23 protein-coding genes are annotated in these 25,954 nt (G+C 32.9%); 2 read left to right on the top strand and 21 right to left on the bottom strand.

Translation table 11 applies throughout. From position 1 onward, the window contains the following. Positions 1-41: 41 nt before the first annotated feature. The 8 genes from GKG01_RS07315 to glmU all read right to left on the bottom strand — a co-directional run bounded on the left by GKG01_RS07315 (position 42) and on the right by glmU (position 9,548). Positions 42-1,241, bottom strand: a complete 1,200-nt coding sequence (locus tag GKG01_RS07315; protein ID WP_110058751.1) for a diphosphate--fructose-6-phosphate 1-phosphotransferase — start codon at positions 1,239-1,241, stop codon at positions 42-44. A gap of 26 nt (positions 1,242-1,267) precedes the next feature. Continuing rightward, positions 1,268-2,149, bottom strand: a complete 882-nt coding sequence (locus tag GKG01_RS07310) for a YitT family protein (protein ID WP_094206928.1) — start codon at positions 2,147-2,149, stop codon at positions 1,268-1,270. Then, entirely contained in the window at positions 2,149-2,643 is a 495-nt protein-coding gene (locus GKG01_RS07305; protein ID WP_094206927.1) for a hypothetical protein, read from the bottom strand. Before GKG01_RS07305 ends, GKG01_RS07310 begins: the two co-directional genes overlap by 1 nt. Before the next feature lie 67 nt (positions 2,644-2,710). Continuing rightward, positions 2,711-3,001 carry an HU family DNA-binding protein gene (locus tag GKG01_RS07300; protein WP_002835383.1) on the bottom strand — a complete coding sequence of 97 codons (291 nt, stop codon included), beginning with the start codon at positions 2,999-3,001 and terminating at the stop codon, positions 2,711-2,713. Between the two features lie 114 nt (positions 3,002-3,115). Next, entirely contained in the window at positions 3,116-4,081 is a 966-nt protein-coding gene (locus GKG01_RS07295) for a peptidylprolyl isomerase (RefSeq protein ID WP_094206926.1), read from the bottom strand. Between the two features lie 11 nt (positions 4,082-4,092). Beyond that, the gene (gene mfd / locus GKG01_RS07290; RefSeq protein ID WP_154271959.1) at positions 4,093-7,599 is read right to left on the bottom strand and encodes a transcription-repair coupling factor; all 3,507 of its coding nucleotides are present in this window, start codon (positions 7,597-7,599) and stop codon (positions 4,093-4,095) included. Further along, complete coding sequence (pth, locus tag GKG01_RS07285) at positions 7,596-8,168, bottom strand: aminoacyl-tRNA hydrolase (RefSeq protein ID WP_154271958.1); 573 nt, start codon at positions 8,166-8,168, stop codon at positions 7,596-7,598. Before pth ends, mfd begins: the two co-directional genes overlap by 4 nt. A gap of 15 nt (positions 8,169-8,183) precedes the next feature. Next, entirely contained in the window at positions 8,184-9,548 is a 1,365-nt protein-coding gene (glmU, locus tag GKG01_RS07280) for a bifunctional UDP-N-acetylglucosamine diphosphorylase/glucosamine-1-phosphate N-acetyltransferase GlmU (protein WP_094206923.1), read from the bottom strand. A gap of 130 nt (positions 9,549-9,678) precedes the next feature. Here glmU and GKG01_RS07275 point away from each other — a divergent pair, with 130 nt between their 5' ends. Together GKG01_RS07275 and GKG01_RS07270 are read left to right on the top strand one after the other, a co-directional pair. Further along, on the top strand, positions 9,679-10,800 hold the full coding sequence (locus GKG01_RS07275; RefSeq protein WP_154271957.1) for an FAD:protein FMN transferase: 1,122 nt from the start codon (positions 9,679-9,681) through the stop codon (positions 10,798-10,800). 89 nt (positions 10,801-10,889) lie between these two features. Beyond that, positions 10,890-11,390 (top strand): hypothetical protein, encoded by a 501-nt coding sequence (locus tag GKG01_RS07270; protein WP_227905520.1) that lies wholly within the window; start codon positions 10,890-10,892, stop codon positions 11,388-11,390. 117 nt (positions 11,391-11,507) lie between these two features. Here GKG01_RS07270 and sufU read toward each other — a convergent pair whose 3' ends face one another. The 13 genes from sufU to GKG01_RS07205 form a co-directional block, all read right to left on the bottom strand. Continuing rightward, positions 11,508-11,963 (bottom strand): Fe-S cluster assembly sulfur transfer protein SufU, encoded by a 456-nt coding sequence (gene sufU, locus GKG01_RS07265; RefSeq protein WP_012290426.1) that lies wholly within the window; start codon positions 11,961-11,963, stop codon positions 11,508-11,510. Beyond that, complete coding sequence (locus GKG01_RS07260; RefSeq protein WP_154271956.1) at positions 11,950-13,200, bottom strand: SufS family cysteine desulfurase; 1,251 nt, start codon at positions 13,198-13,200, stop codon at positions 11,950-11,952. Before GKG01_RS07260 ends, sufU begins: the two co-directional genes overlap by 14 nt. Next, positions 13,190-14,239, bottom strand: a complete 1,050-nt coding sequence (locus tag GKG01_RS07255; protein WP_154271955.1) for a SufD family Fe-S cluster assembly protein — start codon at positions 14,237-14,239, stop codon at positions 13,190-13,192. The genes GKG01_RS07260 and GKG01_RS07255 overlap by 11 nt, the downstream gene beginning before the upstream one ends. A gap of 9 nt (positions 14,240-14,248) precedes the next feature. Then, on the bottom strand, positions 14,249-15,661 hold the full coding sequence (gene sufB / locus GKG01_RS07250; RefSeq protein WP_002835398.1) for a Fe-S cluster assembly protein SufB: 1,413 nt from the start codon (positions 15,659-15,661) through the stop codon (positions 14,249-14,251). Further along, positions 15,661-16,410 (bottom strand): Fe-S cluster assembly ATPase SufC, encoded by a 750-nt coding sequence (gene sufC / locus GKG01_RS07245; protein WP_094205420.1) that lies wholly within the window; start codon positions 16,408-16,410, stop codon positions 15,661-15,663. The genes sufB and sufC overlap by 1 nt, the downstream gene beginning before the upstream one ends. A 116-nt stretch (positions 16,411-16,526) precedes the next feature. Beyond that, complete coding sequence (locus tag GKG01_RS07240; protein ID WP_102164369.1) at positions 16,527-16,802, bottom strand: hypothetical protein; 276 nt, start codon at positions 16,800-16,802, stop codon at positions 16,527-16,529. Positions 16,803-17,004: 202 nt separating this feature from the next. Then, a complete protein-coding gene (locus GKG01_RS07235) occupies positions 17,005-18,207 on the bottom strand; it encodes a trypsin-like peptidase domain-containing protein (protein WP_154271954.1) in 1,203 nt (400 codons plus the stop codon). A gap of 169 nt (positions 18,208-18,376) precedes the next feature. Continuing rightward, a complete protein-coding gene (gene lpdA / locus GKG01_RS07230; RefSeq protein ID WP_094205417.1) occupies positions 18,377-19,786 on the bottom strand; it encodes a dihydrolipoyl dehydrogenase in 1,410 nt (469 codons plus the stop codon). Next, a complete protein-coding gene (gcvPB, locus tag GKG01_RS07225; protein WP_154271953.1) occupies positions 19,786-21,240 on the bottom strand; it encodes an aminomethyl-transferring glycine dehydrogenase subunit GcvPB in 1,455 nt (484 codons plus the stop codon). The genes lpdA and gcvPB overlap by 1 nt, the downstream gene beginning before the upstream one ends. Before the next feature lies 1 nt (position 21,241). Beyond that, on the bottom strand, positions 21,242-22,588 hold the full coding sequence (gene gcvPA / locus GKG01_RS07220) for an aminomethyl-transferring glycine dehydrogenase subunit GcvPA (protein ID WP_110058517.1): 1,347 nt from the start codon (positions 22,586-22,588) through the stop codon (positions 21,242-21,244). After that, on the bottom strand, positions 22,588-22,968 hold the full coding sequence (gcvH, locus tag GKG01_RS07215) for a glycine cleavage system protein GcvH (RefSeq protein ID WP_002835405.1): 381 nt from the start codon (positions 22,966-22,968) through the stop codon (positions 22,588-22,590). The genes gcvPA and gcvH overlap by 1 nt, the downstream gene beginning before the upstream one ends. Positions 22,969-22,980: 12 nt before the next feature. Continuing rightward, positions 22,981-24,081, bottom strand: coding sequence for a glycine cleavage system aminomethyltransferase GcvT (gene gcvT / locus GKG01_RS07210; protein WP_094224482.1), 1,101 nt, complete (start codon positions 24,079-24,081; stop codon positions 22,981-22,983). 158 nt (positions 24,082-24,239) lie between these two features. After that, positions 24,240-25,904: a formate--tetrahydrofolate ligase gene (locus GKG01_RS07205; RefSeq protein WP_256369395.1), complete on the bottom strand. Its 1,665-nt coding sequence runs from the start codon at positions 25,902-25,904 to the stop codon at positions 24,240-24,242. Positions 25,905-25,954: the final 50 nt, after the last annotated feature.

The following is a 25,954-nucleotide window of genomic DNA, read 5'->3' as shown; positions in this document are numbered from 1 at the left end:
TTTAAAAAAGAGCAGAATTATTACCAACTCTGCTCTTGATTTTACAATTTCACAATATCTTCTTTGTCGAATGCGAAGTATTGTGCAATTCCATTTTTGTATTCTACGTCGATTTCTCCTTCGATTAAAGGAAGAATGTAGTCCATAAATTCGTCGTCGATTTGAAAATGGCTGTCTGTGTATTTTGGAATTATCATTTTGGTTTTGTTGGCAACTTTTTCTATATCGACAAGTTCGAATTCTGTCTTGTAAGGTTTGTTGGAAATTCTTTTGATTCCAACCATTTTACCTGAATGATTTTCTACACATTCTACAGAAAATTCTCCAACTTCAAATGATTCTTCAATGTCTGTCTTGGATGCAAATGACATGTCACATCGTTGAAGTATGTTCAGTTCAATACTTCTAATTGGCATATCGTAAATTTCTTTTAATTTATCTCTGATTATGTGAGATGGTCCTTGCAATTGTGCATGGCCGAACTTGTCTTTCTTGCCAGATGTTTTGGATATGAAGTTATTGGAAGAATCTTTAATACCTTCACTTACTAAAATCAAAATATTATCTGTTCTTTTGAAGTTTTCATTGATTTCCTTGACTAGGTTATCAAATTCAAATGTATCTTCACTTATATACACAAGATCTGCTCCAAGGTTACAAAGTTTTTTGGAGATTGCTCCTGCTGCTGTTAACCATCCAGCGTATCGTCCCATAATTTCAACAATAGTTATAGTTCTGTAGTCGTAGATTTCGACATCTTTAGCTATTTCATAGACAGAATTTGCTACAAACTTCGCTGCAGAACCAAATCCTGGTGTATGATCAGTTCCAAATAAATCATTGTCGATTGTTTTCGGAGAGCCCATTACATGAATATCTTCTCCAATTTTTTCGATGTATTTGGATAATTGATACACTGTGTCCATTGAGTCATTACCACCAATGTAGATAAAATAATTAATGTTAAATGATTTCAAAATTTCCACGATTTTTGCAAGTTTTTCTTCGCTATCTACTTTGTATCTGCAAGATCCCAATGCACTTGCTGGAGTGATTTTTAATCTGTTCAAATCTTCATCTGTTTTGATTTGTGCTTTCATATCTATGATTTTGGAATCCAACAATCCTTGAACGCCGTATAAAGCTCCGTACACATTGTCAAATCCTAGCTCAATTGCTTTTTTATAACAACCAGCCAATGTTGCATTGATGGCACAAGTTGGTCCACCTGATTGTGCTATTAATAAGTTTTTGATAATACCACTCCTTAATATTCTTCTCTTTCAAATCCTTTACCCAATACTTCGTAGGCATCATTTACTGTAATAAATGCACGAGGGTCAATCTTTTTCAATTTCTTCTTCAAATACGCAACTTGTGCTCTTTTTAATACACAGAAAATAACTTCTTGTTCGTTATTCAAATAAGCACCTTCTCCGTGTAAGAAAGTAACACCGCGGTTCATATCTTGCATAATAATTGAAGCAACTTCTTCGTTCTTAGAAGTTATCACGAAAACTTGTTTAGTTTCACCTATTCCCAATTCGATTTTATCCAAAACTCTGTAAGCTACAAACATCGAAATAATAGTATAAAATCCTTTATCAATACCATACAAAGCACTACCTATCGCAATGATTACTGCATTACAAGCCATGAGTACATTTCCTATTGAAATATCTTTTTCGTTTTTCATAATAGCAGCTATGATATCCAAGCCACCACTGCATGTACCAAATCTAAAAAGCGTACCCATCGACGTGCCATTTATCGCTCCACCAACCACAGCTACAAGCATATCATCTTTTAAGATAAATGGATTTGGAAGATAGTGGAACAATGTCAAATAAATTGACAACACAATGGTAGAAATCGCTGCGTAATTTACAAATTGTCTAGTTAAGTATTTGTATCCAATAATCATAATTGGAATATTAAGTAAGAACACTGTAACTCCTGTAGGAATTCCAGTCATATATTGAACCAACAATCCAATACCAGTAGAACCACCACTCAAGAAGTTCTTTTGACTGAAGAAAAAGTCAATCGCAACGGCAGCCAATAAGTTAGCCAACAAAATTGAAATGATTTTCTTCTTGGCTTCATGTCTATTACCAAAATTTTTTACAAAAAAATCCGTTTTACTCATTATTTTATAAATCCTAATCTTTCTTTAATATATACATCCCATATAAACAAAGCCACAGCAATGACAACGAATGTGTATTTTTCATCCTTTATATCCAATGTAAACTTTTCGTAGATGCTGAAACCTTTCTTGTTTAATTCTATATTGCCAAAATCTAGTACATTGATATGTTTAAAATCAGAAATATCAATTACTTTGTCGTTGTCGTATTTAATAGTGTTAGACATGTCAGACTCTAATGTAAAATTGACATTCTTGGAATTTATTACGTATTTTTTGTTATTATCATAAAAAATACGCTCAACCTTCATCACGACATCTTCGTTTTCATCGTAAAACACAAAGTTTGAGCCCTTGTCAAAGCTTGACCCAATGAATGCATCAAAAAACGAGGTACTATTTCCTTCCTTGTATCCAGAATAAATAAGCTTATCATCCGATAAAATTCTAAATCTATCCTTTATGTCTTTGTTAATATAAAAATCGTAAATCATAATCAATCTTTCTTTGATAATTAAAAGTTTAATAATAAAAAATCAGGCCATAGGCCTGATTTATAAACTATTTACTCTTTTTCTTGTTAACTGCTTCTTTTAAAGATTTACCAGCTTTAAATACAGGCGCATTTGATGCAGGAATTTGAATTTTTTCTTCAGGATTTCTTGGGTTTCTTCCTTCACGAGCTTTTCTTTCTCTTGATTCAAATGTACCAAATCCTACTAATTGTACTTTTTCACCTTTTGCTAATGTTTCTTCAACAGTTTTAATGAATGCGTTTAAAGCTCTTTCGCTTTCTACTTTTGATAGCTCACTTTTTTTAGCTATACTAGTTAATAATTCAGATTTATTCATCTTTTCCTCCTTAAATTTTCAAAATAGTTAAAACCTATTTTAAATACAGTATACAGTAATATTTTTTTTATTTCAAGTGTTTTGACTGAAAAAACAGCGTTTTTTTATTAAAAATTAGTAAATTTTTACGCCCATATCCTTTTTTTGTTTTTCAAATTCTTTTTGAACTTTTTCTTGGATAATTTTGTTGGAAATTGCTGTCTTAACATTTTGTTTATTTGCATCAGTCATCTTATCTAATTCAGTAACTTTACTGTTAAGTTTGATGATGTGATATCCAAATTCTGTCTTAACAGGTTTTGAAACTTCACCTGGTTTCATTTTCTTCAATGCATCAGAAAATTCTTTTACCATTGTAGATGATAAGAAATCACCTAATTTACCAGAATTTTGCTTAGCTGATGGATCTTCTGATTTTGCTTTGGCAACTTCATTGAAGTTCTTACCATCTTTTACTTCTTCGTAAGTTTTGTTTGCTAATTCTGATTTTGCTTTAAGCTTAGTGTCGTCCAAGTTTTTACCCTTGTCATCCTTACCTGAGAAAAGAATGTGATCTGCGTTATATTGAGTATAAGTGTCTAAATTTTTGTCGAATTCGTCTTTGATTTCTTTGTCAGATGGTTTGAAGTCTTTTTCAAATTGTTGAGAAAGTTTTTTGTTCTTCAATTGTTTTTCGATTTGTTCTTTCAAAGCTTGTTCTGTCATATTTTCTTTTTTAAGTTGTTCTTTGAATTTGTCTGCTCCACCTAATTGTTTTTGAAGCTTGTCAACTTCTGCTTGAACTTCCTTATCAGACACTTCAATTTTTTTATCTTTCATTAATTTGTTTGCGATTTTTTCGTTAATTAGCATATCAATGATTTTAGGTTGGATTTGCTTCAAAGCTTCCTTACCTTGTTCAGTGTTAGGGTTGAAAATATCTTGTCCATAATATTGTTTGTAATCTTCCATTACCTTGTCAACATCTTTTTGGTAGATGTATTCTTTGCCAATCTTTGCCACTGCTCCGTCTGGTTTTTTAGAACATCCTGTTACCATTACCATCATCACAGCTAATACAATTGCTAAAAATTTCTTCATTTTTCCTCCAATTATTTCTCATTATCCTTCAAAAGTATCGATAATACTTCGATAGGATCTCTTAAATTTTTGTCCTCAAATCCCAAAATGATTTTAGGTTTTTCTGACAAATCAAATCTCATTTCTTTTTTGTAATTTTCTGTCAAGTATTTTAATGTTTCTAATGAAATTTTGTCAGGAGAAGAAAATTGCAAGAAAAGTTCTCCCTTTATTTCTTTTATACTTTCAATGGACAATCTCGCGCAGAACGCTTTGATTATAGATACATCCATTATATTAACGATAGGCTTAGGAACATCTCCAAACCTGTCGATTAATTCATCAATTATTTCAGAATAATCATCTTCATCTTGTATAGATGCGATTTTTTTGTAGATATCAATCTTTGTTTCATTCTCAGAAATATAATCTTCAGGAATGTATCCGTTGACTTTGATTTCGATTGTGACTGTATTCTTATTTTCAGAAATAGTTTCTCCCTTGGCTTCTCTGACTGCTTGTTCCAAAAGCTTCACATACAAATCATAACCGATTTTTGCGATGTGACCATGTTGACTTTCTCCCAAAAGATTTCCAGCTCCTCTGAGTTCCAAATCCCTCATTGCGATTTTAAAACCAGATCCAAATTCTGTAAAGTCTTTTATTGCCATAAGTCGTTTTTCGGAAATTTCGGTCAATGATTTTTGCCCTTCATATGTGAAATAAGCAAACGAAGTTCTATCAGATCGTCCAATACGTCCCTTTAATTGATACAATTGCGACAAGCCCATCTTATCTGCATTATAAATTATCATTGTGTTGACATTTTGTATATCAAGACCTGTTTCTATAATAGTTGTGCACAATAGTAAATCATAAATTCCATCTTGGAAGTCGAGCATTACATTTTCTAGCTCTTTTTCATTCATTCTTCCATGAGCTATCGCTATGTTTAATTCAGGAACCAATTCTTTCAATTTAAATTCCATCTGATCAATATCTTCTATTCTATTATACACAAAATATATCTGTCCACCGCGGTCTAGTTCTCTGATTATTGCATCTCTTATCAAACTAGGATTGTACTCTGTAACATAAGTTGATATCGGAGTTCTGTCTTCTGGTGGTTCTTCCAATAAACTCATATCCCTAATTCCCGTCAAACCCATTTGTAAAGTCCTAGGAATTGGAGTTGCTGACAGTGTAAGCACATCTACGTTTTCTCTCATAGATTTTAATTTTTCTTTGTGTCTCACACCAAATCTTTGCTCTTCATCAATTACTAATAATCCCAAATCTTTGAACTTCAAATTTTTCGACAAAATTCTATGAGTCCCCACCAATAAATCTACAAGACCTCTTTGCACATCCTTCATTATTTGTTTTTGACGTGCTGGAGAGACGAATCTGCTCATCATTTCAACTCTGATAGGATAATCTCTGAATCGTTCTTTAATTGTGTTGAAATGTTGTTGTGCGAGAATTGTAGTTGGAACTAAGAAAGCAACTTGTTTACCGTCCATTATAGCTTTAAAACAAGCTCTGATTGCAACTTCTGTTTTTCCGTAACCAACATCACCACACAATAACCTATCCATTGGTCTGTCAGATTCCATATCGGTTTTGATTTCTTCAATGGATCTTACTTGAGAATCTGTTTCTTCATAAGGAAATGAATCTTCAAACTCCCTTTGCCATTCAGTATCTTGAGAAAACTGATATCCTTTTAATTTGGCTCTTTTTGAATATAATTCAACCAAATCATCTGCCATTTCATCGACTGATTTCTTAGCTTTTTGCTTTGCCTTTGCCCAATCATTTCCACTTAATTTATTTAATGAAGGCTTTTTGATGTTGCCACCGCCGATGTATTTTTGGACCAAATTCATCTGATCCGTTGGAATCATCAGCCTGTCATTTGCTTTATATTGAATTACAATGTAATCTTTTTGTATTCCATTTACATCGATTTTTTCAATTCCCTTGTACTGACCAATCCCGTGATTTTCGTGTACCACGTAATCATCGATATTCAAATCAGAATAATTTACAATATCCTGACCGGTACCTTTTTTCTTCTTACGTTTTCGAATTTGTTTTTCGCGTCCGAAAATTTCCTTATAAGTAATTATCAAATACTTAGGATCTTTTATTTCAAAACCATTTGGCAAATTCTTCTGAGTAATCAAAACCTGCGACGATTTGATATTTGCATTATAATCTTCAGCTTCAAGAGTTGGAATTCCATTAGTTAAGAACAAATCCTTGAGCATATTTTTTCGTTCGACATTTGCCGCAAACACGATTTGCTTGAATCCCCTTAAACTGTTGGATTTGATATTTTCAACCAAACTGTCGATATTCTTGTTAAAGTTTGGCGCTTCCAATGTTTTAAACTGATACATCGCATTTGATTCGATAAGTCTAGTTCTTTTGACCAAACTTGTAATGTTGACAGAAGTTTTCGCTTTTATCAATTTCAAAATATCGGAAATTGGAATGAGTGATTGTTCGTGCTTGGATAAAACTTCTCCTTTTTCAACCAAATACACGAAATCTTCCAAAAATCTCTTTTCTTTTTCCTTGTAAATATCATAACATCTGGACAAATCTTCAATCAGCATTATGCTGTCATCTAAAAAATAATCAAACACAGTATCATAATCTTTTTTTGTAAGAAAACATGATACCAAGTCGATTTCGTATTCCAAATCACTCCTGATGTATTCCATCAACTTTTCGAATTTGTCCTTGACGTTGTCTACATTTTCTCCAAAAATCGGATGATTAACCCTTTTATCCAGATTTTTCTGAATAGAATTAATAATGGATTCTTTCTTTGATTCTTCAATAATTAATTCGCTGCAACTAATGATGTCGACGAACTTGCAATCTTCAATTGATCTTTGAGTTGATACTTCAAAAAACCTCATAGAATCTATCTCGTCATCGAACAATTCAATTCTCACAGGAAATCTGCTGTGTACTGGAAAAATATCTACAATTCCACCTCTTATGGCAAATTGTCCCTTGGATTCTATGGTGTCTACTCTTTCGTACTTCAACACCTTCAACTTTTCTTGAAGTTCTTCCAAATTTATCAAATCAGTATCTTTGATTGTAAATGCGTATTTTTTTGCTACAGATTTTTTTGTGATTTTCTTCGTTAAAGCATCAAATGTAGTAACTATGATGAATTTTTCGTTGTTTAATAATTTGAACAACACATTTACTCTTTGATCTTCTGCATTATCGTCCAGTGATCTTGCGTTGTACAAGTTAAGTTCTCTGCTTGGAAAAAATTCACAAATATTATCTTCAATATCATTCAGATATTCTGTCAAATTTCTCGCTCTCATATTGTCTTCTACAACTACGACAAGAGGTTTGTCTATGTTTTTGGATGTTGCATACACAAAACTTGCAAAAGCTTCCTTAATGACACCGTGAATGTAAATAGACGAATTATCAGATGATAGCGAATTTAAATATCCCTGAAATTCTGTGTTATCCTCGTAAATTTTAGTTAGAAAATTCATATCAAGCTTTTCCCATTGAAGTTGTTCATAGCATAATCGACATTTTCTTCTACTATTTTGATAGCCGCATCACTTGACATGTCAATTTCTTTTTCTAAAACTTCGAATTCCTTCTTGCTAAATTGTGACAACACAAAATCCTTCAAATCGTAATTGTTGTCATTTTGACCGACAGATACTTTTATTCTTGCAAAATCTTGAGATTGAATAAGATATATAATGGATTTTAACCCATTGTGAGTTCCTGCAGAGCCTTTCTTTTTTATCCTAATAGTTCCGAAAGGAATATCAATGTCATCGCAAATAACAATTAGATTTTCTGCTGATAAATTATAATAATTAAAACAATCCAAGATAGCTTTTCCAGAATCATTCATGTAAGTTGAAGGCTTCATCAATATCACTTTTTCATTTCCGATAAATCCCTCACCAATCAACGATTTGAATTTTAATTTGTTCACTTTAATATTCAATTTTTTTGCCAAATCATCTATAACCATAAATCCGGCATTGTGTCTTGTGTATTCGTACTTACTTCCTGGATTACCCAGTCCTGCGATTAAATACATATAATCATTCCATTTCTATCTTTTTTTATTATAAACCCAATCTTTTTTGTTTTCTTGGCGGCTTCTTCCAATTGAAAGTGCACCTTCTTCAACATCCTCAGTAATTGTAGTACCACAAGCAATGAAGCTGTCTTTTTTCAAAGTCACAGGAGCAATAACATTTGAATTAGAACCGACAAACACATTGTCTTCAACCACAGATCTATGCTTGTTTTTGCCGTCGTAATTTACGAAAATTACTCCGCAACCGATGTTGATATTTTCCTTCAAATCACTATCTCCAACATAAGCCAAGTGACCTGCTTTTGTTTTATTGCCAACAGTTGAGTTTTTGATTTCAACAAAGTTTCCAATATGAACATTTTCTTTCAAAACGCTGTTTGGTCTCAAATGAGCAAAAGGTCCGATGTCTGTGTTCTTTCCAACAACAGAATTTTCGATGTATGATGATTTAATAATCACGTTGTCATCGATTTTAGAATTCACAATTTCGCAATCGCCCTTAATCAAACAATCACTGCCTATTTCTGTGTTTCCATAAATCCTGCAAGGTCCAATAATCACAGTGTCCCTTCCTATTTTTACGGATGGTTCTATGATTACAGAATCTGCATTTGAAATTACAACGCCATCTTCCATGTATTTTTCATTAACTCTTTGTTTTAAAATTTCTTCACAGAAATACAATTGGGCTTTTGTATTTATTCCATAAGTTTCGTTTACATCAGAATGTTTAAAAGTTTTGATAATTTTGCCGTCATTTCTGATGATTTCGAAAATATCTGTCAAATACATCTCGCCTTTTGAATTATCTGTACCGATTTTTTCAATCGACATCTTCAACACATCGCCATTCACAATCATCATGCCGCTGTTGAATTCTTTTATTAATAATTGCTCATCATTGCAGTCTTTTTGCTCAACGATTTTGAGCAAATTACCCTTTTCGTCCTTTACAATTCTTCCATATCCAAATGGATCGTCGATTTCACTTGTAAGAACTGTTGCAACGGAATTTTGTTGTTCATGGAAATCAAAAAACTTCTTCAACGTTTCTTGCTTTATTAATGGAGTATCCCCCGTTAAAATAATAACTTTATCGCCGTCATTTATTTCATCTAAACATAATTTAACGGCATACCCTGTTCCATATGGATATTGTTCTCCTATATTTTGTTTTACTAGATGAATACTTTCATCTAAGTTTTCTCTTAAAATATCGTAATTATTTCCGCCGACTACTATTTTCTGATCCACAAAATCACAAGCATCCATGACATAATCAATCATAGTCTTGTTCAAAAGTTTGTGTAAAACTTTTGAGTTGTGAGATTTCATTCTAGTGCCTTCTCCGGCAGAAAGTATAATAGCTTTCTTCATTATTCATCTCCTAAAAAATTATCACTACCATTATACTATAAAACAGGAATTTTTGAAGCATATAATGTTAAAATAAGTCAAAGATGTCAAATTATTTCCCAAAATTTGATATAATGTATGTGGTGATTATATGAAAAAATTTATATTAGTATTTTTAACATTAACAATGTTAGTTGGCTGTTCTCAAGAAAAAGGTGAAAATAAACCAGTTCCAAAAGATCCAGCACCACAAGTAAATGAAAAGGCTGAATCTTCGTCTAAAGATTTTGAGAAACACGAAGCCACACTTTATGACAAATTTGACACAGTAATAAGATATAGTTTGTATACAAAATCTGAAAAAGAATTCAATGAGTATTCCAAGTTTATCAACGATGAATTTGACAGACTTCACAAACTATACAGCACTTACGAAAATTTTGATGGCGTAGATAACGCAAAGACAATCAACGATAACGCAGGAGTTAAACCTGTAAAAGTCGACAAAGATTTGTTTGATTTAATCAAATGGTCAGTAGAAGATTATTCCAAATACAATAAAAAAACAAACATTGCATTTGGTTCTGTAACTGATTTGTGGAAAGAATACAGAGACAACGCTCTGGAAAAGAAAAAAATCGAAATTCCTTCAGCAGATGTTTTGAAAGAAAAAAATCTTCACACAAGTATCGACAACATAGTTTTGGATGAACAAAACAGCACAGTTTTCTTGAAAGATAAAGATTCAAGACTAGATTTGGGTGCCACTGCAAAAGGATACGCCACAGAAAAAATAGCCCAAGAGGTAGAAAAACGTGGACTAAAATCGGGAATTATTTCCGCAGGTGGAAATGTTAGAACAATTGGAAAACCAATCATAAAAGGAAAAGACAGCTGGGTAGTCGCAATCCAAAATCCTAATTTAAACGAAGAACCAGACAAACAATACGTCGCAATCTTGAAAATACCGGAAACAACATCTATGGTTACAAGTGGTGATTATCAAAGATTTTACGTTTATAACAACAAAAAATACCACCACATAATTGATCCGGATACACTAAATCCAGCAAGTCATTTCAAATCAGTGACAATCGTCACAAAAGATTCTGGACTTGCAGATTTTCTATCTACAACAGTTTTCGTTATGAATTACGAAGAAGGTAGAAAATTGGTAGACTCTATCGATGGAGTTGAAGCATTTTGGGTATTAGAAAACAACGACATCAAATACACTGACGGCTTAAAAGACATTATGGAACTAGAACAGTAGAATTATTAAAATAGTATGATATTTTGTTGAATATGTGATAGAATATTATTGTTATTAAATCAAACATAAGGAGGATTTTTATGCACCCAATGATAAAAAGATTTGTGGATTCAGAGTTTTTAGATGAACAACAAGCAGAATTCATCGAAAAAGCAATTGAAAACCACGAAAATATTATTATTTCAGGACATAGATCAACAGGAATCAGACAATTATTAGCTATTATGATGGGAATTGCTAAGAAACAATTCAAATCAGTACAAGTTAAAGGATTAGAAAGCATGGACGAAGATGCTGAATACTATTTAATTCCTGGTATCGACACAGAAGAATTCGAAGATATCGTTCAAAAAGCATTCGATAAACCAAATTCTTCACTAATCACAATCAAAGAACCAGAACACCCATACTCAATTATGAAAATAATGAAAAAAGGTGGAAAAAATTCAGGAGATTACACAAAAGTTGTAAACTTCCTAGAAGCTCGTAAAATCGATGGCGTTCCATTCATGATTAGTACAACAAAAATGACTTATAATGAAAAACATGGAATCGACAAAGATAAAGTTGAAAGATTCAAAGCTTTCTAATAATTGATTATTTAAATTAAGAGATAACTCATTTTGAGCTATCTCTTTTTTTTAATAAAAAAACTGATGAAACACACGTTTCACCAGTTAAAAATTTATTATCTATTTTATTGTCTATTAATCAGGAATAAATGAGCCTTCTGATTTGTCGTTTTCAAGCATATCTTTTAATGTGTACCATGAAAGAACGGCACATTTTACTCTTGCTGGTAATGTGGATATGCTTTGGAAGCACACTGCATCTTTCAGAACTTTTAGTTCTTTTCTGTCAGTGATTTCTCCTTTTATCATTGAGATGAATTTGTTGCACAAATCTATTGCTTCATTTACAGATTTACCTTTGATTACATCGCACATTATGGATGTGGATGCTTGTGATATAGCACATCCCATTCCAGTGTATGCAATGTCTTCGATTGTATCATCTTGAACTTTTAGTTGCAATGTGATTTCATCTCCACAGCTTGGATTGTGTCCCAACTCACAATGAGTTGGATGTTCCAATTCACGTCTGTTTGATTTATCCCTGCTTTTTTCCAATATTAATTCTGTATATAAACTACCTAGTTCCAATTCTCATCAATCTCCTTACGTCTTCAAGATGTTCAATGAAAAAGTCAACTTCTTCAAATGTATTATAGAATGCAAAGCTTGCTCTGCATGAGAAATTTGTCTTCAAATATCTATGAAGTGGTTGTGCACAATGGTGTCCACTTCTAATTGCAATTCCGTAACTATCCATAATACTTGCAACATCATGTGGGTGAGCTTCTTTGAAGTTAAAATCTAAAACTGGTGATCTATGAGTGTCACTTGTTGTGTATACATCGATGATGTCGGATTTTTGTTTGATTTTGTCATAAGCATAATCCATTAATGCTTTTTCATAATCTCTAATATTTTCTATTCCAATTTTTTCGATGTAATCTATCGCTGTTATTAATGATTTTACCGCTCCTACATCTTGTGTTCCTGCTTCAAATCTTCCTGGCGCATCCAAGTAAGATGATTTATCTTCAAACACATATTCAATCATATCTCCACCGTACAAGAACGGCTTTAAGTTGTTCAATAATTCTTTCTTTCCGTAGAGTATTCCAACTCCCATTATGCTAAGCATTTTGTGACCTGAAAATACTAGGAAATCACAACCTAATTGTTGCACGTCAACTTTATTGTGTGGAATATATTGTGCAGAATCCACTATGCATATACAATCTTTGTTAACTGATTTGACGTATTTTATCATTTTTTCAACTTCAGGCATAGTTCCCACTACGTTTGATGCTTGTGTTATTGAGAAAATTTTCGTTTTTTCAGTGATTGTTTTCTTGAATTCTTCAAAATCCAATTGCATATTTTCTTTGTCAACATACAAGTATTTTAGTTTAGCCTTAGTTTTCTTGCACACTTCCTGCCAAGTTACTAAATTACTGTGGTGTTCCATTATTGATATGACTATTTCATCGTCTTCTTTTAAATTATTATAGCCGTACGAATAAGCTAATAAATTTAAAGATTCTGTGGTGTTTCTTGTGAACACTACTTCTGAAGAATCTGCTGCGTTGATGAATTTGGCGATTTTTTCTCTTCCAGATTCGTAAACATCTGTAGATAAAACGCTCAATGTGTGTGCTCCTCTGTGAGGATTTGCATTTTCATATTTGTAAAATTCACTTACGCTATCTATGACTTGAATCGGTTTTTGGCTGGTAGCTGCATTGTCCAAATAAACTATCGGATTTTTGTATTCCTTATTCAAATACAAAAAGTCCTTTCTTATATCTTCTACTTGCTTTTTATCTAACATCCAATTCCCTCTTTGCCATTTTTTCTCTGATGAATGAAAGTAGTTTGCCTTCCAAGTTTTCGTCATCTAATCTAGATAATGATTCGCTAAATTTGGATTCAACTATCATACTTTCTGCTACATCTCTGGATATAGCACGGTTCATTATATAAAATAGCATATCAGCATCTATCTTACCTGCACTTGCTGCGTGATTACCTATAACGTCGTCTTCTCCTGCTAAAAGTATTGGGACTGACAAGCTTTTTGCATCATCTGATAACAATACTGCGTATTCTTCTTCTGTTCCTGTAGATCCCATGGATCCTTTTTTGAAATCAAGAGTTGACTTGAAGTTTTTATAAGATGTTTCTTTTAATGCACCATTTACGATACATGAAGATTTGGATTCTTTGCCGAAATGATTGATTTCATAAAGCATATTCAATGAATTATCTCCATGTGTGAAGTAAATACTGTTGATATCCAAGTTAGAATGTTTGCCATTCAAATTAGCTTTAGTATTGACATAATTGTCCTTGCTTCCTAATTCGTATTGGCTTAGGATGACGTTACTTTCTTCATCTAAGTTTAATATAACTGACTCCAATGCTGTAGTGTTCTTTTCTGTTTGAATAACAAAAACTTCCACATTGCTGTTTTCTTTAGCATTGATTTCTATTACTGAACTTCTGAATTTCTTATTGTCGTCATTGTCTCTATAATCAAGTACAACTCTTAAGCTTGAGTTCTTTTCGGCTACAATTTTGTGAGTATCCAACAAAATATCATATTCTCTGTCAGTTACCAAATCGATAACTCCGAAATCTTTTACTTGATTTTCTTCTGTTCTATATTTTTTGAATAGATTTCCCGATTTTTCGTTCATATCCAAAGCTTCTTGGCATACACCAAAATCTTTGTTGTCTAATGATTCTATTGGATCTGAGTCTATTCTGTATTCTTTTATATCTATATCTGGAAGATTGATTTCTGTATCGTTAACTTTCAAATATTTGAAAGTTTTAAATCCCAGTTTATTGCCTTTAATTTGTTCCATATACAACTCCTATCCTATGCTTCCTTCTAATTCAAGATTAATTAAATTATTCATCTCAACCGCATATTCCATAGGTAATTCCTTAGCTATTGGTTCAGCAAATCCACGAACTACCATTGATTTTGCTTCTTCTTCTGGAATACCTCTTGTCATCAAATAGAAAATAACTTGATCATCTATCCTACCGATAGATGCTTCATGTCCCAAATCGACATGTTTGTTTCCTATTTTAACAACTGGAATTGTATCTGATCTACTTTCATTATCTAACATTAACGATTCACAACTTACTGATGATTTTGAATCGTAAGCATTTTCTTTTATATCTACTAAACCTCTGTAAACACTGATTCCACCTGATTTAGAGATAGACTTGCTGTTTACATAGCTTGTAGTGTGAGGGGCTGCGTGAATCATAACAGCACCTGTGTCTAAGTTTTGGTCACGTCCTGCAAATGAAATACCAGTGTACTCACTGCTTGCGCCTTCTCCCTTTAAGACACTTGATGGATAAAGCATGGATACCGCTGATCCAAATGAACCAGAAACCCATTCAACTTTACCATTTTTTTCAATGATTGCTCTTTTTGAGTTTAAGTTGTACATATTTCGTGACCAGTTTTCGATTGTTGAAAATCTAAGAGTAGCATTTTCTCCAACAAAGATTTCAACTGCACCAGCGTGTACATTTAGTGCGTTATATTTTGGAGCTGAGCAACCTTCAATGAAGTGACAATAACTGTCATCTTCTACGATAATCATTGTATGTTCGAATTGACCTGCTCCTGGAGCATTCAATCTAAAATAACTTTGAAGTGGGATTTTAACATCTACTCCCTTTGGAACATATACAAATGATCCACCTGACCACACTGCATAGTGAAGTGCTGCGTATTTGTGCAATCTTGGTGTGATTGATTTTGCAAAATATTGTTTAACAATATCTTCATGTTCTCTAAGAGCCGTATCAAAATCTGTATAAATAACCCCTTGGTCTACCAAAGATTGTTGAATGTTGTGATACACAACCTCACTATCGTATTGTGCACCAACACCGCTAAGCATCATTTCTTTTTCAGCTTCTTGGATACCTAACTTATCAAAAGTATCTCTGATTTCATCAGGAACTTCATTCCAGTCGCTTGATCTATCTGCATCAGGTCTAATGTATGTTGTGACCTTATTCATATCAACTACACTTAAATCCGGTCCCCATTCAGGATCTTCTGAATTGTAAAATATTTCAAGAGCTTCCAATCTTTTTTCGAGCATCCATTGAGGTTCATTTTTTTCTTCTGAAATTTGTCTTACAATTTCAGGAGTCAAGCCCTCTTCAGTTTTTCTTCTAAAAGTAAATTTATTCTTGATGTCATAGATACCTCTATCCATTTCATCGACTTGAGTCTTCTTTTTAGGTGCCATTATTTCACCTCTTCTCTAATCCAATTGAATCCTTTTTCTTCAATTTGATCCAAAAGTTCGCTAGAACCTTCTTTTACAATAGTGCCATCCATGATTACATGAACGAAATCTGGCTTAATTTCTTTTAAGATTTCCTTGTGATGTGTGATTACAATAACTGAATTATTGTCATGTAAGAATTCCTTTACACCTTTTGATACAGTTCTAACAGCATCAACATCAAGACCAGAATCTGTTTCATCAAGGATTGCTAGTTTTGGTTGTAACATTAACATTTGTAGAATTTCGTTCTTCTTTTTTTCACCACCGGAAAAACCGACATTCAAATATCTGGAAGAATATCCATGATCAAACTCAAGTATATCCATATTATCTTCCAGTTCTTCTCTGAATTCTAAGAATCCTATATTTTCATCAGTTGTTGCTATTTTCGCAGATCTGATGAAGTTTTCTACACTAATGCCTGAAACTTCCATTGGATTTTGGAAAGACATAAAAATACCTTTTTTGGCTCTTTTATCTGTTGATAAATCCATAATACTTTCTCCATCAAGTAAAATATCACCTGAAGTAGTTTCATATTGTGGATTGTTCAAAATAACATTGGCTAAAGTTGATTTACCAGAACCATTTGGTCCCATAATAACGTGAACTTCACCATAGTTTATATTTAAATTTATGTTTTTTAATATTTCTTTATCTCCTACCCTTGCGGATAAGTCTTTAATAGTTAATAAATTTTTTGACATAATAACCTCCTTACAGTTATGTAATAAATATATATATAAGAGATCCTTATGTCCTACTATATTATACACGAAAAAAGCAAAATAGTTAAGCCTTTAAACAAAAACCTACTATTTTACTACGCAATTTCGTCTTCGTCTATAAATTCGGAATAAACTTCCTTGAAATTCATCGAACTGTCGAATTTTTCGTTGGTCAAATTCCAATTCACAATCTCATGTAATTCTACGAATTCATGATCGTTCAAATCATCTTGAATTAAATCTACATATTCCAAACATTTGTCTTTTAATTCATCAATGCTTTCCATTTCTATAAGAACAATATCTTCTTCATATATAGACACATCTGTCTTGTATTTCAAAATCATTTTTACAGAATAAATTTGCTTCAAATCTTTCTCCTCCTCAACACTCCCATATTTTATACTAATTAATTCATTGTGTAAATAGCAAAACCGAAAAATTTAGATTTTTTAGGCGTTTTTTAAGAATTTATTTGTTTTTACTAATTTAAAAGCGATAGTTCTCACTACCGCTTTCAAATTTATATATTTCAAATCTCACGCAAATTAAGGAAGGAAAAAACGTGATACCTTATTTTTGTTGTAAAGTACTAAACTCAATATCCAAATCTTTCGTATTGCCATCTCTATAGACAGTTATCTTGCCTTTTTGTTGTGGTCTAACTTCAAGCAATGCTTTCTTCAAAGAACTCATCGTATTGATTTCTTTACCGTTAACTTTTGTAATTATATCTCCTCTAGTTACTCCAGCTTTTTGTGCAGAAGATCCTCTGACAACTTCCACTACATAAATTCCCTTGTCTATAGATAATTTTTGACCAGTAGCTTGTTGAAATGTTTTTACATCAACTCCACTAATTCCCAACTTAACTCCTTCAAAAGAACCCCCAGAAACTATATTGTCTACTATAGTTTTGGCTACGTTAATAGGAATAGTAAATCCGATTCCTTCTGCAGAAGCTTTTGCAGTATTTATACCAATTAGTTTTCCTTCTTGGTCGAAAAGTCCACCACCACTATTTCCTGAGTTTATAGCAGCGTCTGTTTGCATCAAACCATCCATTTGTAGGCCATTTTGCAAAGTGATTGTTCTATCTTTTCCTGAAATATATCCACTAGTCAATGTTGATTGCAAATCCAATCCCAACGGATTACCAATAGCAATCGCCTTGTCTCCAATTTGAACCTTGTCACTATCTCCCATTTCAACTGGTTTTAACCCTGTTAAGTCAGTCTTTATTACTGCAAGGTCCAAAGTTGTGTCATACCACAATAATTTTGCAGATGATTTCTTGCCATTTGTAAGCAAGACTTCGATTTTTTCTGCTTTACCATCTTGTACAACATGTGCGTTAGTTAAAATGTATCCATCTTTGCTAACAACAACACCGCTTCCAACACCTTCTACAACTCTGCCTTGGAAAAACATATTTTCTTGAACACCTACAGTTGTTATACCAACTACAGAATCCAAAGATTTCTTCGCTACGGCATTTTCGGTAGACACACTATTGTTTTTTATAGAAATAGTACTACTTTCAACTTGACCATTTTTGTTAATAGTCTCAGTAATACCAGTCATATTTTTTGCTACGAAATAGCTCATAACCAAAGAATATATTAGTAAAAATATTGTGAGAGCTTTTAACCAACCGATTTTAGGTTTATTCTTAGCTATTTCTTCTTTTATCATATTTTCGACTTTTCTTTCGCTCAAGCCGTCCCTTCTTTTTTTAATGTAATCGTTGTATTCAGAGTATGGGTCTCTGTCCATATCTACACCTCCATATTTGATACTTATACTTTATCAAGCAAATGTGTTTTAACTGTGAGTAAAACAGCGTAAAAGTTTACGAAAAATCAAACTTTATATTTGACTTTCTGTAACCATTAAAAAAATCCCCGTATTAATTTCTCTCAGAAATTAAATACGAGGATTCAATTTATTTGTTAGGGTTCGGCGTATTGATAGATAAACCTTCTAATTGTTCGACAGAATCCATAAACACTTCACTAATAGTTGGGTGAGCGTAAATCATTGCTGATAAACCTTCAACTCCAACGTTATTATTCATAGCAATTGCTGCGAAGTGAATTAATGTGGATGCATCGTGGCCAATTATGTGGCAACCTAAAATCTTAGATAAGTCTTTTGTAGCAACTATCTTTACAAAGCCTTCTGTAGCATTCAAACTCAATGCCTTACCGTTAGCTTGATACATAAATTTGCTTGTTACATAATCGATGTTTTGTTCTTTTGCTTTTTCTTCAGTTAAACCTACAGATGCAATTTCAGGAACAGTAAATACAACTGCTGGAACTATATCCATGTTGATGTTTTTTTCCTTACCCGAAAATTCTCTTACAAGATTTTTACCTTGATTACTTGCAACGTGAGCTAATTGAGTGTTCTTATACACACAATCGCCAATGGAATAAATACCTTCGACATTTGTTTGAAGATTTTCATCGACAACAATAGCATTTTTTTCAGTTTTAATATCTGTGTTTTCAATTCCTAGATTATCTATATTGCTGCTTCTTCCACTTGCTACAAGAACGTAATCTGCATAAGTTTCTTGGAATTTATCTTTGCCAACTTTTTGACTAATGATTTTAAGTCTTCCGTCTTCTTCAACTATTTTCTTAGCATATACTCCTGTTACAAACTTCAAAGTATCGCTTTTCAAAATTGATTTTAGACGTTTTTGGATTTCGCCATCTTCAGTTTTCAACAATTTGTTACCAACTACAGTAACTTCTGTTCCAAATTGTGAATAGATTGATGCAAATTCCATTCCTATTACGCCAGTTCCAATAACAACCATTGATTTTGGAATTTCTTCTAATTCCAAAAGTCCAGTTGATGTCAAAACTTTAGGATGGTCAATACCTTCAATATTTGTTGGCTTATAGTCTTTGGATCCAGTAGCTATGATAATTTTATCAGCTGTAAGTTCTTTCGTTTCTCCTTCCAAAGTCTTCACAACAACTGTTTTATTATCTTTAAAGCTAGCTTCTCCTCTAATAAAAGTTAAATTATCGTAAGTTTTGAAAAGGTATTCAACACCACTTCTAAGTCTTTCGATAATTTCCGTTTTCCTTTGTTTAATTTTATCGGCTAATAATTTATGGTCATTAACTTCAATTCCAAAAGTTTCTGATTCTTTAATTTCTTTGTACAAATCAGCAATTTTCCATAAAGTTTTAGTAGGTATACATCCTCTGTTCAAGCATGTACCACCTACTTCAGCTTTTTCGATTAAAGTTACATTTAAACCGAGCTGGCATGCCCTGATGGCTGTTTCATAGCCACCAGGTCCAGCGCCGATAATAATGATATCTTTAGTCATTATTCTCCTTTTTTGTAAGTCAATATTAACTTCTTAGCAGCTTCTGTTTCATCTGGTCTTCTAACAACAGTTGAAATAGGTGCTTCTAATAATATATCTTTGTTTTCTCTTGCTTCTTGTGCAATTTGTTTCATTGCAGCTACGAATTCGTCAAGAGTTTGTTTTGGTTCAGTTTCAGTAGGTTCTACCATTAATGCTTCATGAACGATTAATGGGAAGTATACTGTTGGTGGATGGAATCCCATATCTAACAGTCTCTTAGCTACATCCAATGTCTTAACTTGACCATCACAATCATCCTTTAATCCGCCTAATACGAATTCGTGTTTACAGATGAAGTCATGTGGTAAGTTGTAATCGTCTTTTAATTGAGCTTGTAGATAGTTTGCATTTAATACTGCTGTAGTAGATGCACATTTCAATCCGTCACTACCCATAGTTAGGATATAAGTCAATGCTCTCATTAAAATTCCGAAGTGACCTTGGAAGTCTTTCATTCTACCAATAGAATGTTCCATGCTATAATCTAAGAAATATTTATCTCCATCTTTTTCAACAATTGGTTTTGGTAAATAATCTCTTAAGAATTTCTTAACACCTACAGGACCTGCACCTGGACCTCCACCACCATGTGGTGTAGAGAATGTTTTGTGAACATTGAAGTGGATTGCATCGAATCCCATGTCCCCTGGTCTAGCATGTCCTAAAATAGCGTTAGCATTTGCTCCATCATAGTATAGTAATCCGCCAGCTTCGTGAACTATTTCAGCGATTTCTTTGATTTTAGTTTCAAATAAACCTAAAGTATTAGGGTTAGTTAACATCAAACCAGCAGTTTTTTCATTTACAACTTTTCTTAAGTCTTCAACGTCAACTACACCATTTTCGTTTGATTTAACTTCTACAACTTTGTAGCCTGCCATTGCAGCTGTTGCTGGGTTAGTACCGTGAGCTGAGTCTGGAACTATGATTTCATTCTTTTCAGAATTACCATTAACTTCGTGGTATTTCTTGAAGATTGTAATAGCAGTTATTTCACCATGAGCACCTGCTGCTGGTTGTAATGTCATATAATCCATTGCAGAGATTTCGCATAGTGATTTTTGTAAAGTATACATTGCTTCCAATGCACCTTGAACTTGGTAGTCATCTTGTTTTGGGTGAAGACGAGCAAGTTTTGGGTTTGCTATGATTTCTTCATTTATTTTAGGGTTGTACTTCATTGTACAAGATCCTAATGGATACATACCTGTATCTACGCCGAAGTTTAGAGTTGAAAGATTAGTATAGTGACGAACTACGTCAACTTCACTAACTTCTGGTAAATCTAATTCTTCATTTGATAAAAATTCTTCAGGAATTAAGTTATCTTTTTCTTCTACGTCTAATTCAGGAAGTTTATATCCAGTTCTACCTGGTTGTGATAATTCAAATATTAACTTGTTATAAGCCATATTATAATACCTCCTTAACTGCTGCTACAAAATTGTCCATTTCTTCTTTTGTTCTCTTTTCTGTTACAGCAATAATTAAACCATTGCCACATCCATCTGTAGCTTCTTTAATGCTAATTCCAGCTAAGAATCCTTTATCAAATAATGCTTTCTTAACTTCTTCAGTGTCTTTGTCAAAACCGATAGTGAATTCATCAAAGAATGGTTTTTCACTAAGAACTTTAACTTTGTCTATTTTCTTCAATTCTTCAAATAGATAGTGAGCTTTTTGTAATGATTGAGTTGCTACTTCTTTAATACCAGCTTTACCTAAAAGTGATAAATAAATACTTGCTGCAAGTAAGTTAACACCTTGGTTTGAACAGATATTTGAAGTTGCTCTATCACGTTTAATGTGTTGTTCTCTTGCTGAAAGTGTTAAAACAAATGATCTCTTACCGTCTTCGTCAGTAGTTTGTCCTACTACACGGCCAGGGAATTTTCTAACAAATTCATCAGTAAAACACATATATCCTAAATAAGGTCCACCATATTGTAAGTTTACTCCGAATTGTTGAGCTTCACCTACAACAACGTCAACATTATATTCAGCTGGTTTTTTTAACAAACCTAAACTCATAGGATCTGCTGACATTATCAAGTAGTTTTTCTTGATAGAGTGAGTTAACTCTTCATATTTTTTAACATCTTCGATATATCCGTAATAGTTTGGAGATTGAACGATAACTGTACCTACTTCGTCAGTCATCATTTTTTCCAATTCGTCCATATCTGTTAGTAAATCTTTCATTGGGATAAATTCTACTTCAACTTTTCTATCGTGACAATAAGTCAACAATATTTCTTTTGCTGAAGGACTAACTGTATTAGCGCATAGAATTTTTGATTTTTTGGACTTTTGGATAGTCATCAAAGCTGCTTCTGTGATAGCTGTTCCTCCATCGTATAAAGAAGCGTTTGATATTGGCATACCAGTAAGGTTTGCCATCATTGTTTGATATTCAAAAATATAGGAAAGAGTACCTTGGCTTATTTCTGGTTGGTATGGTGTATATGAAGTGTAGAATTCACTTCTGCTTGCCATTGCTGGAATAACAGAAGGAACATATCTATCATAAGCTCCACCACCTAGGAAACAAACCTTATCATCAGTAGATGTGTTCTTAGCAAAAATTTCGTCGAAATATCTTCTAACTTCAACTTCACTTTTTGCTTTTGGTATGTTAAGTTCTCCTTTGAATTGAACATTTTCAGGAATATCTGAATATAGTTCATCAGTAGAGGAAATGCCAATTGTTTTTAGCATTTCCTCAATTTCTTGATCAGTAATTGAGATGTATGGATACATTATAATTCTCCTAAGAATTTTTCGTATTCATCAGCAGTCATTAATTTAGATTCATCGAAGTCTTCGAATTTAACCTTAGCAATCCAGCTTTCGTATGGAGCTTTATTGATGTTACCTGGTTCATCATCTAATTCTTCATTAGCTTCTACAATTGTACAAGCAAATGGAGTGTAAACTTCTGATGCTGCTTTTACAGATTCAACACTTGCTACAGATTCTTCTGCATCAATTTCATCATCAACATCTGGTAATTCAACGTATACGATGTCTCCTAAACTGTCTTGTGCATAATCTGCAAGACCAATTTCATAAACGTCTCCGTCTACTTTAATCCATTCATGATCTTTTGTGTACAATAAATCTTTTGCTACTTCTGCCATTTTCTTTTCCCCCTATTTTCTATCCAAAAATTTTCTTTTAACAACTGTTGCTTTAGCTGGTTTATTTCTGATAACAACATCAACTTCATCACCTAATGCTACAGCTGATTTATCTACAAATGCATTTGCTAAACATACGCCCAATGTTGGTGAAAGGTATCCTGTAGTTACTTTACCGATAGTTTTGCCATCTTTTTGAACTTCAGCACCTTGTCTTGCAATACGTTTGCTTTGCATTTCGATACCAATAAGTTTCTTGTCGATTCCAGCATCAACTTTTTCTTGAGTTTTAGCTTTACCAACGAAGTCGTCTTTGTCCATTTTAACTGCAAATTTCAAGCCAACTTCTAATGGAGATACTTCATCTGCAAGTTCATTTCCATATAAAGGCATTGCTGCTTCAAATCTCAATGTATCTCTACATCCAAGACCACATGGTTTAACACCTAAGTCTTTTCCTTTTTCTAATAATTCATTCCATAAGTCTACAATTGCTTCTGCAGTTGCATAAACTTCGAATCCATCTTCACCAGTATAACCAGTTCTAGAAATTAATACATCATATTCTTTGTATTTAATGTCTTTTACAAAATGATAGTATTCAATTTTTGAAAGATCAAATTCAACTAATCTTTGTAATAATTCTTCAGCCTTAGGACCTTGAATAGCGATTTCTGCAACAGAGTCGCTGATGTTTTTAAGTTCAACATCGAACTTATCTACATATTTAGAGATATGTTTGAAGTCCTTTTCAGTGTTGGCTGCGTTAGGAACCATTAAAAAGTCTTCATCGTTATTTTTGTAAACTAATAAGTCATCAACCATTCCACCATCTTCATGTAATAATAAAGAATATTGGATTTGACCATCTGCACATTTAGTGTAATCATTAGTGCAAACATAGTTTATAAATTTTAAAGCGTCTTTGCCTTTTACAGTAAATTCACCCATATGGCTTACATCAAATAAACCAACGTTGTTTCTTACTGCTTCGTGTTCTTGTTGTAATCCTTCATAATCAACTGGTAAATAAAAACCAGCGAAGTCAACAACTTTTCCACCTAATTTTTTGTGTTCCTCATATAGAGGAGTTTTTTTTGTACTCATAAGCATCTCCTTTTACTTATAATCCTTTTCATAACTATTGTACCATAAAAGTTATTAGTATTTGTAACAAAATTTATTAATTCTGATAATAAATAAGCCTGAATTTATAGAAAATTTTTATAAATCATAATAAATTTACACAAATTCAGGCTTTAAATTTTCTTCTAGAATAATCCTACAACTGTACCATCATCTAAAACATCACAGTTTTCTGCTGAAGGTACTTTTGGTAAACCTGGCATTGTCATTACAGAACCTAATAGTGCAACAACAAATCCAGCGCCTCTTGAGATTTTGAAATCACTTACTGTGATTGTAAATCCAGTTGGAGCTCCGATTAATTTTTTATTATCAGAGAATGAGTATTGAGTCTTAGCCATACATACTGGATAATTGTCTAATCCTAATTCTTTGATTTGTTTTAATTTCTTCTTAGCTTTTGCACTAAATTCTACGCCGTCAGCTCTGTAGATTTCTTTTGCAATCTTTTCGATTTTTTCTTTGATTGGTAATTCAAGGTCATATAAGAATTCAAATTCGTTTTCTTCTTTTGTATTTTCAACAACGTATTCTGCTAATTCTTTTGCACCTTCGCCACCTTTAGCCCATACATCACAGAAAATAGCTCTTGTTCCGTCTGCTTCAACCAATTCAGTTAATTTCTTAATTTCAGCATCAGTATCATTTGCGAATCTATTGATTGCTACTACTACTGGAACTTTGTATTTCTTCATGTTTTCGATATGACGTTTAAGGTTAGCATATCCTTTTTCTAAAGCTTCTACATTTTCAACTTTGTAATCTTCTGCTTCCCCGTGATGTTTTAATGCTTTGATTGTAGCTACGATACATACCATATTTGGATGTAAGTCGTTTCTACATTTGATATCGAAGAATTTTTCGGCTCCTAAGTCAGCACCGAAACCTGCTTCTGTAACAACATAATCTCCAAGCTTTAATCCTAATTTTGTAGCTATTACAGAGTTACATCCGTGTGCAATGTTGGCAAATGGTCCACCATGAATAATTGCTGGAGTATGTTCTAATGTTTGAACTAAGTTTGGCTTGATAGCTTCTTTCATGATTAATGCTACAGCACCATCAGCTTTAACGTCTTTTGCGTAAACTGGTTTACCTTCTTTATCAAAAGCTATAAGAATGTTTCCAACTCTTTCTTTTAAGTCTTTCAAATCTTTTGCAAGACATAAAATAGCCATGATTTCACTTGCAACAGTTATTTCGAAACCATCTTGACGCATAACTCCGTTACCTTTTGAGCCAACGCCAATGATTATATCTCTTAATTCACGTTCATTCATGTCCATACATCTTTTAATTAAGATTTGTTTTGGATCGATGTTTAACGCATTACCTTGGTGAATGTGGTTATCCATCATTGCGCAAATTAAGTTGTTTGCAGTAGTGATTGCGTGGAAGTCACCTGTGAAGTGCATGTTGATTTCATCCATTGGAACTACTTGTGCATATCCACCACCAGCTGCTCCACCTTTCATACCAAAGTTTGGTCCTAATGATGGTTCTCTTAAAACTGAGATAGCATTTTTGCCAATTTTATTAAGTCCCATTGCCAAACCAACATTCATAGTTGTTTTACCTTCTCCTGTTGGAGTTGGGTTAATACTTGTCATCAAAATTAATTTACCATCTTTTTTGTCTTTGTTTTTTTCAAAAAGATTTAAATCTAATTTTGCCTTATATCTACCATATTGTTCGTAATCTTCTTCTGTTAATCCCATTTTTTCAGCGATAACACTGATTTTTTCTAATTTCGCTTTTTGAGCAATTTCTACATCTGTAGCCATAATCATTACCTCCAAATTTATTTATTAGCTATTATCCTAATAACCACTAAGCTATT

This window comes from Finegoldia sp. BIOML-A4 (genome assembly GCF_009679635.1).
GTDB classification, from domain to species: domain Bacteria; phylum Bacillota; class Clostridia; order Tissierellales; family Peptoniphilaceae; genus Finegoldia; species Finegoldia magna.
This window is presented reverse-complemented; position numbering and strand designations above follow the sequence as displayed.

Coding starts and splice junctions, on each gene's coding strand:
- GKG01_RS07310 (WP_094206928.1), bottom strand. CDS start 2,149: ATGAGTAAAACGGATTTTTTTGTAAAAAATTTTGGTAATAGACATGAA.
- GKG01_RS07305 (WP_094206927.1), bottom strand. CDS start 2,643: ATGATTTACGATTTTTATATTAACAAAGACATAAAGGATAGATTTAGA.
- GKG01_RS07300 (WP_002835383.1), bottom strand. CDS start 3,001: ATGAATAAATCTGAATTATTAACTAGTATAGCTAAAAAAAGTGAGCTA.
- GKG01_RS07295 (WP_094206926.1), bottom strand. CDS start 4,081: ATGAAGAAATTTTTAGCAATTGTATTAGCTGTGATGATGGTAATGGTA.
- mfd (WP_154271959.1), bottom strand. CDS start 7,599: ATGAATTTTCTAACTAAAATTTACGAGGATAACACAGAATTTCAGGGA.
- pth (WP_154271958.1), bottom strand. CDS start 8,168: ATGTATTTAATCGCAGGACTGGGTAATCCAGGAAGTAAGTACGAATAC.
- glmU (WP_094206923.1), bottom strand. CDS start 9,548: ATGAAGAAAGCTATTATACTTTCTGCCGGAGAAGGCACTAGAATGAAA.
- GKG01_RS07275 (WP_154271957.1), top strand. CDS start 9,679: ATGAAAAAATTTATATTAGTATTTTTAACATTAACAATGTTAGTTGGC.
- GKG01_RS07270 (WP_227905520.1), top strand. CDS start 10,890: ATGATAAAAAGATTTGTGGATTCAGAGTTTTTAGATGAACAACAAGCA.
- GKG01_RS07260 (WP_154271956.1), bottom strand. CDS start 13,200: ATGTTAGATAAAAAGCAAGTAGAAGATATAAGAAAGGACTTTTTGTAT.
- GKG01_RS07255 (WP_154271955.1), bottom strand. CDS start 14,239: ATGGAACAAATTAAAGGCAATAAACTGGGATTTAAAACTTTCAAATAT.
- sufB (WP_002835398.1), bottom strand. CDS start 15,661: ATGGCACCTAAAAAGAAGACTCAAGTCGATGAAATGGATAGAGGTATC.
- sufC (WP_094205420.1), bottom strand. CDS start 16,410: ATGTCAAAAAATTTATTAACTATTAAAGACTTATCCGCAAGGGTAGGA.
- GKG01_RS07235 (WP_154271954.1), bottom strand. CDS start 18,207: ATGGACAGAGACCCATACTCTGAATACAACGATTACATTAAAAAAAGA.
- lpdA (WP_094205417.1), bottom strand. CDS start 19,786: ATGACTAAAGATATCATTATTATCGGCGCTGGACCTGGTGGCTATGAA.
- gcvPB (WP_154271953.1), bottom strand. CDS start 21,240: ATGGCTTATAACAAGTTAATATTTGAATTATCACAACCAGGTAGAACT.
- gcvPA (WP_110058517.1), bottom strand. CDS start 22,588: ATGTATCCATACATCTCAATTACTGATCAAGAAATTGAGGAAATGCTA.
- gcvH (WP_002835405.1), bottom strand. CDS start 22,968: ATGGCAGAAGTAGCAAAAGATTTATTGTACACAAAAGATCATGAATGG.
- gcvT (WP_094224482.1), bottom strand. CDS start 24,081: ATGCTTATGAGTACAAAAAAAACTCCTCTATATGAGGAACACAAAAAA.
- GKG01_RS07205 (WP_256369395.1), bottom strand. CDS start 25,904: ATGATTATGGCTACAGATGTAGAAATTGCTCAAAAAGCGAAATTAGAA.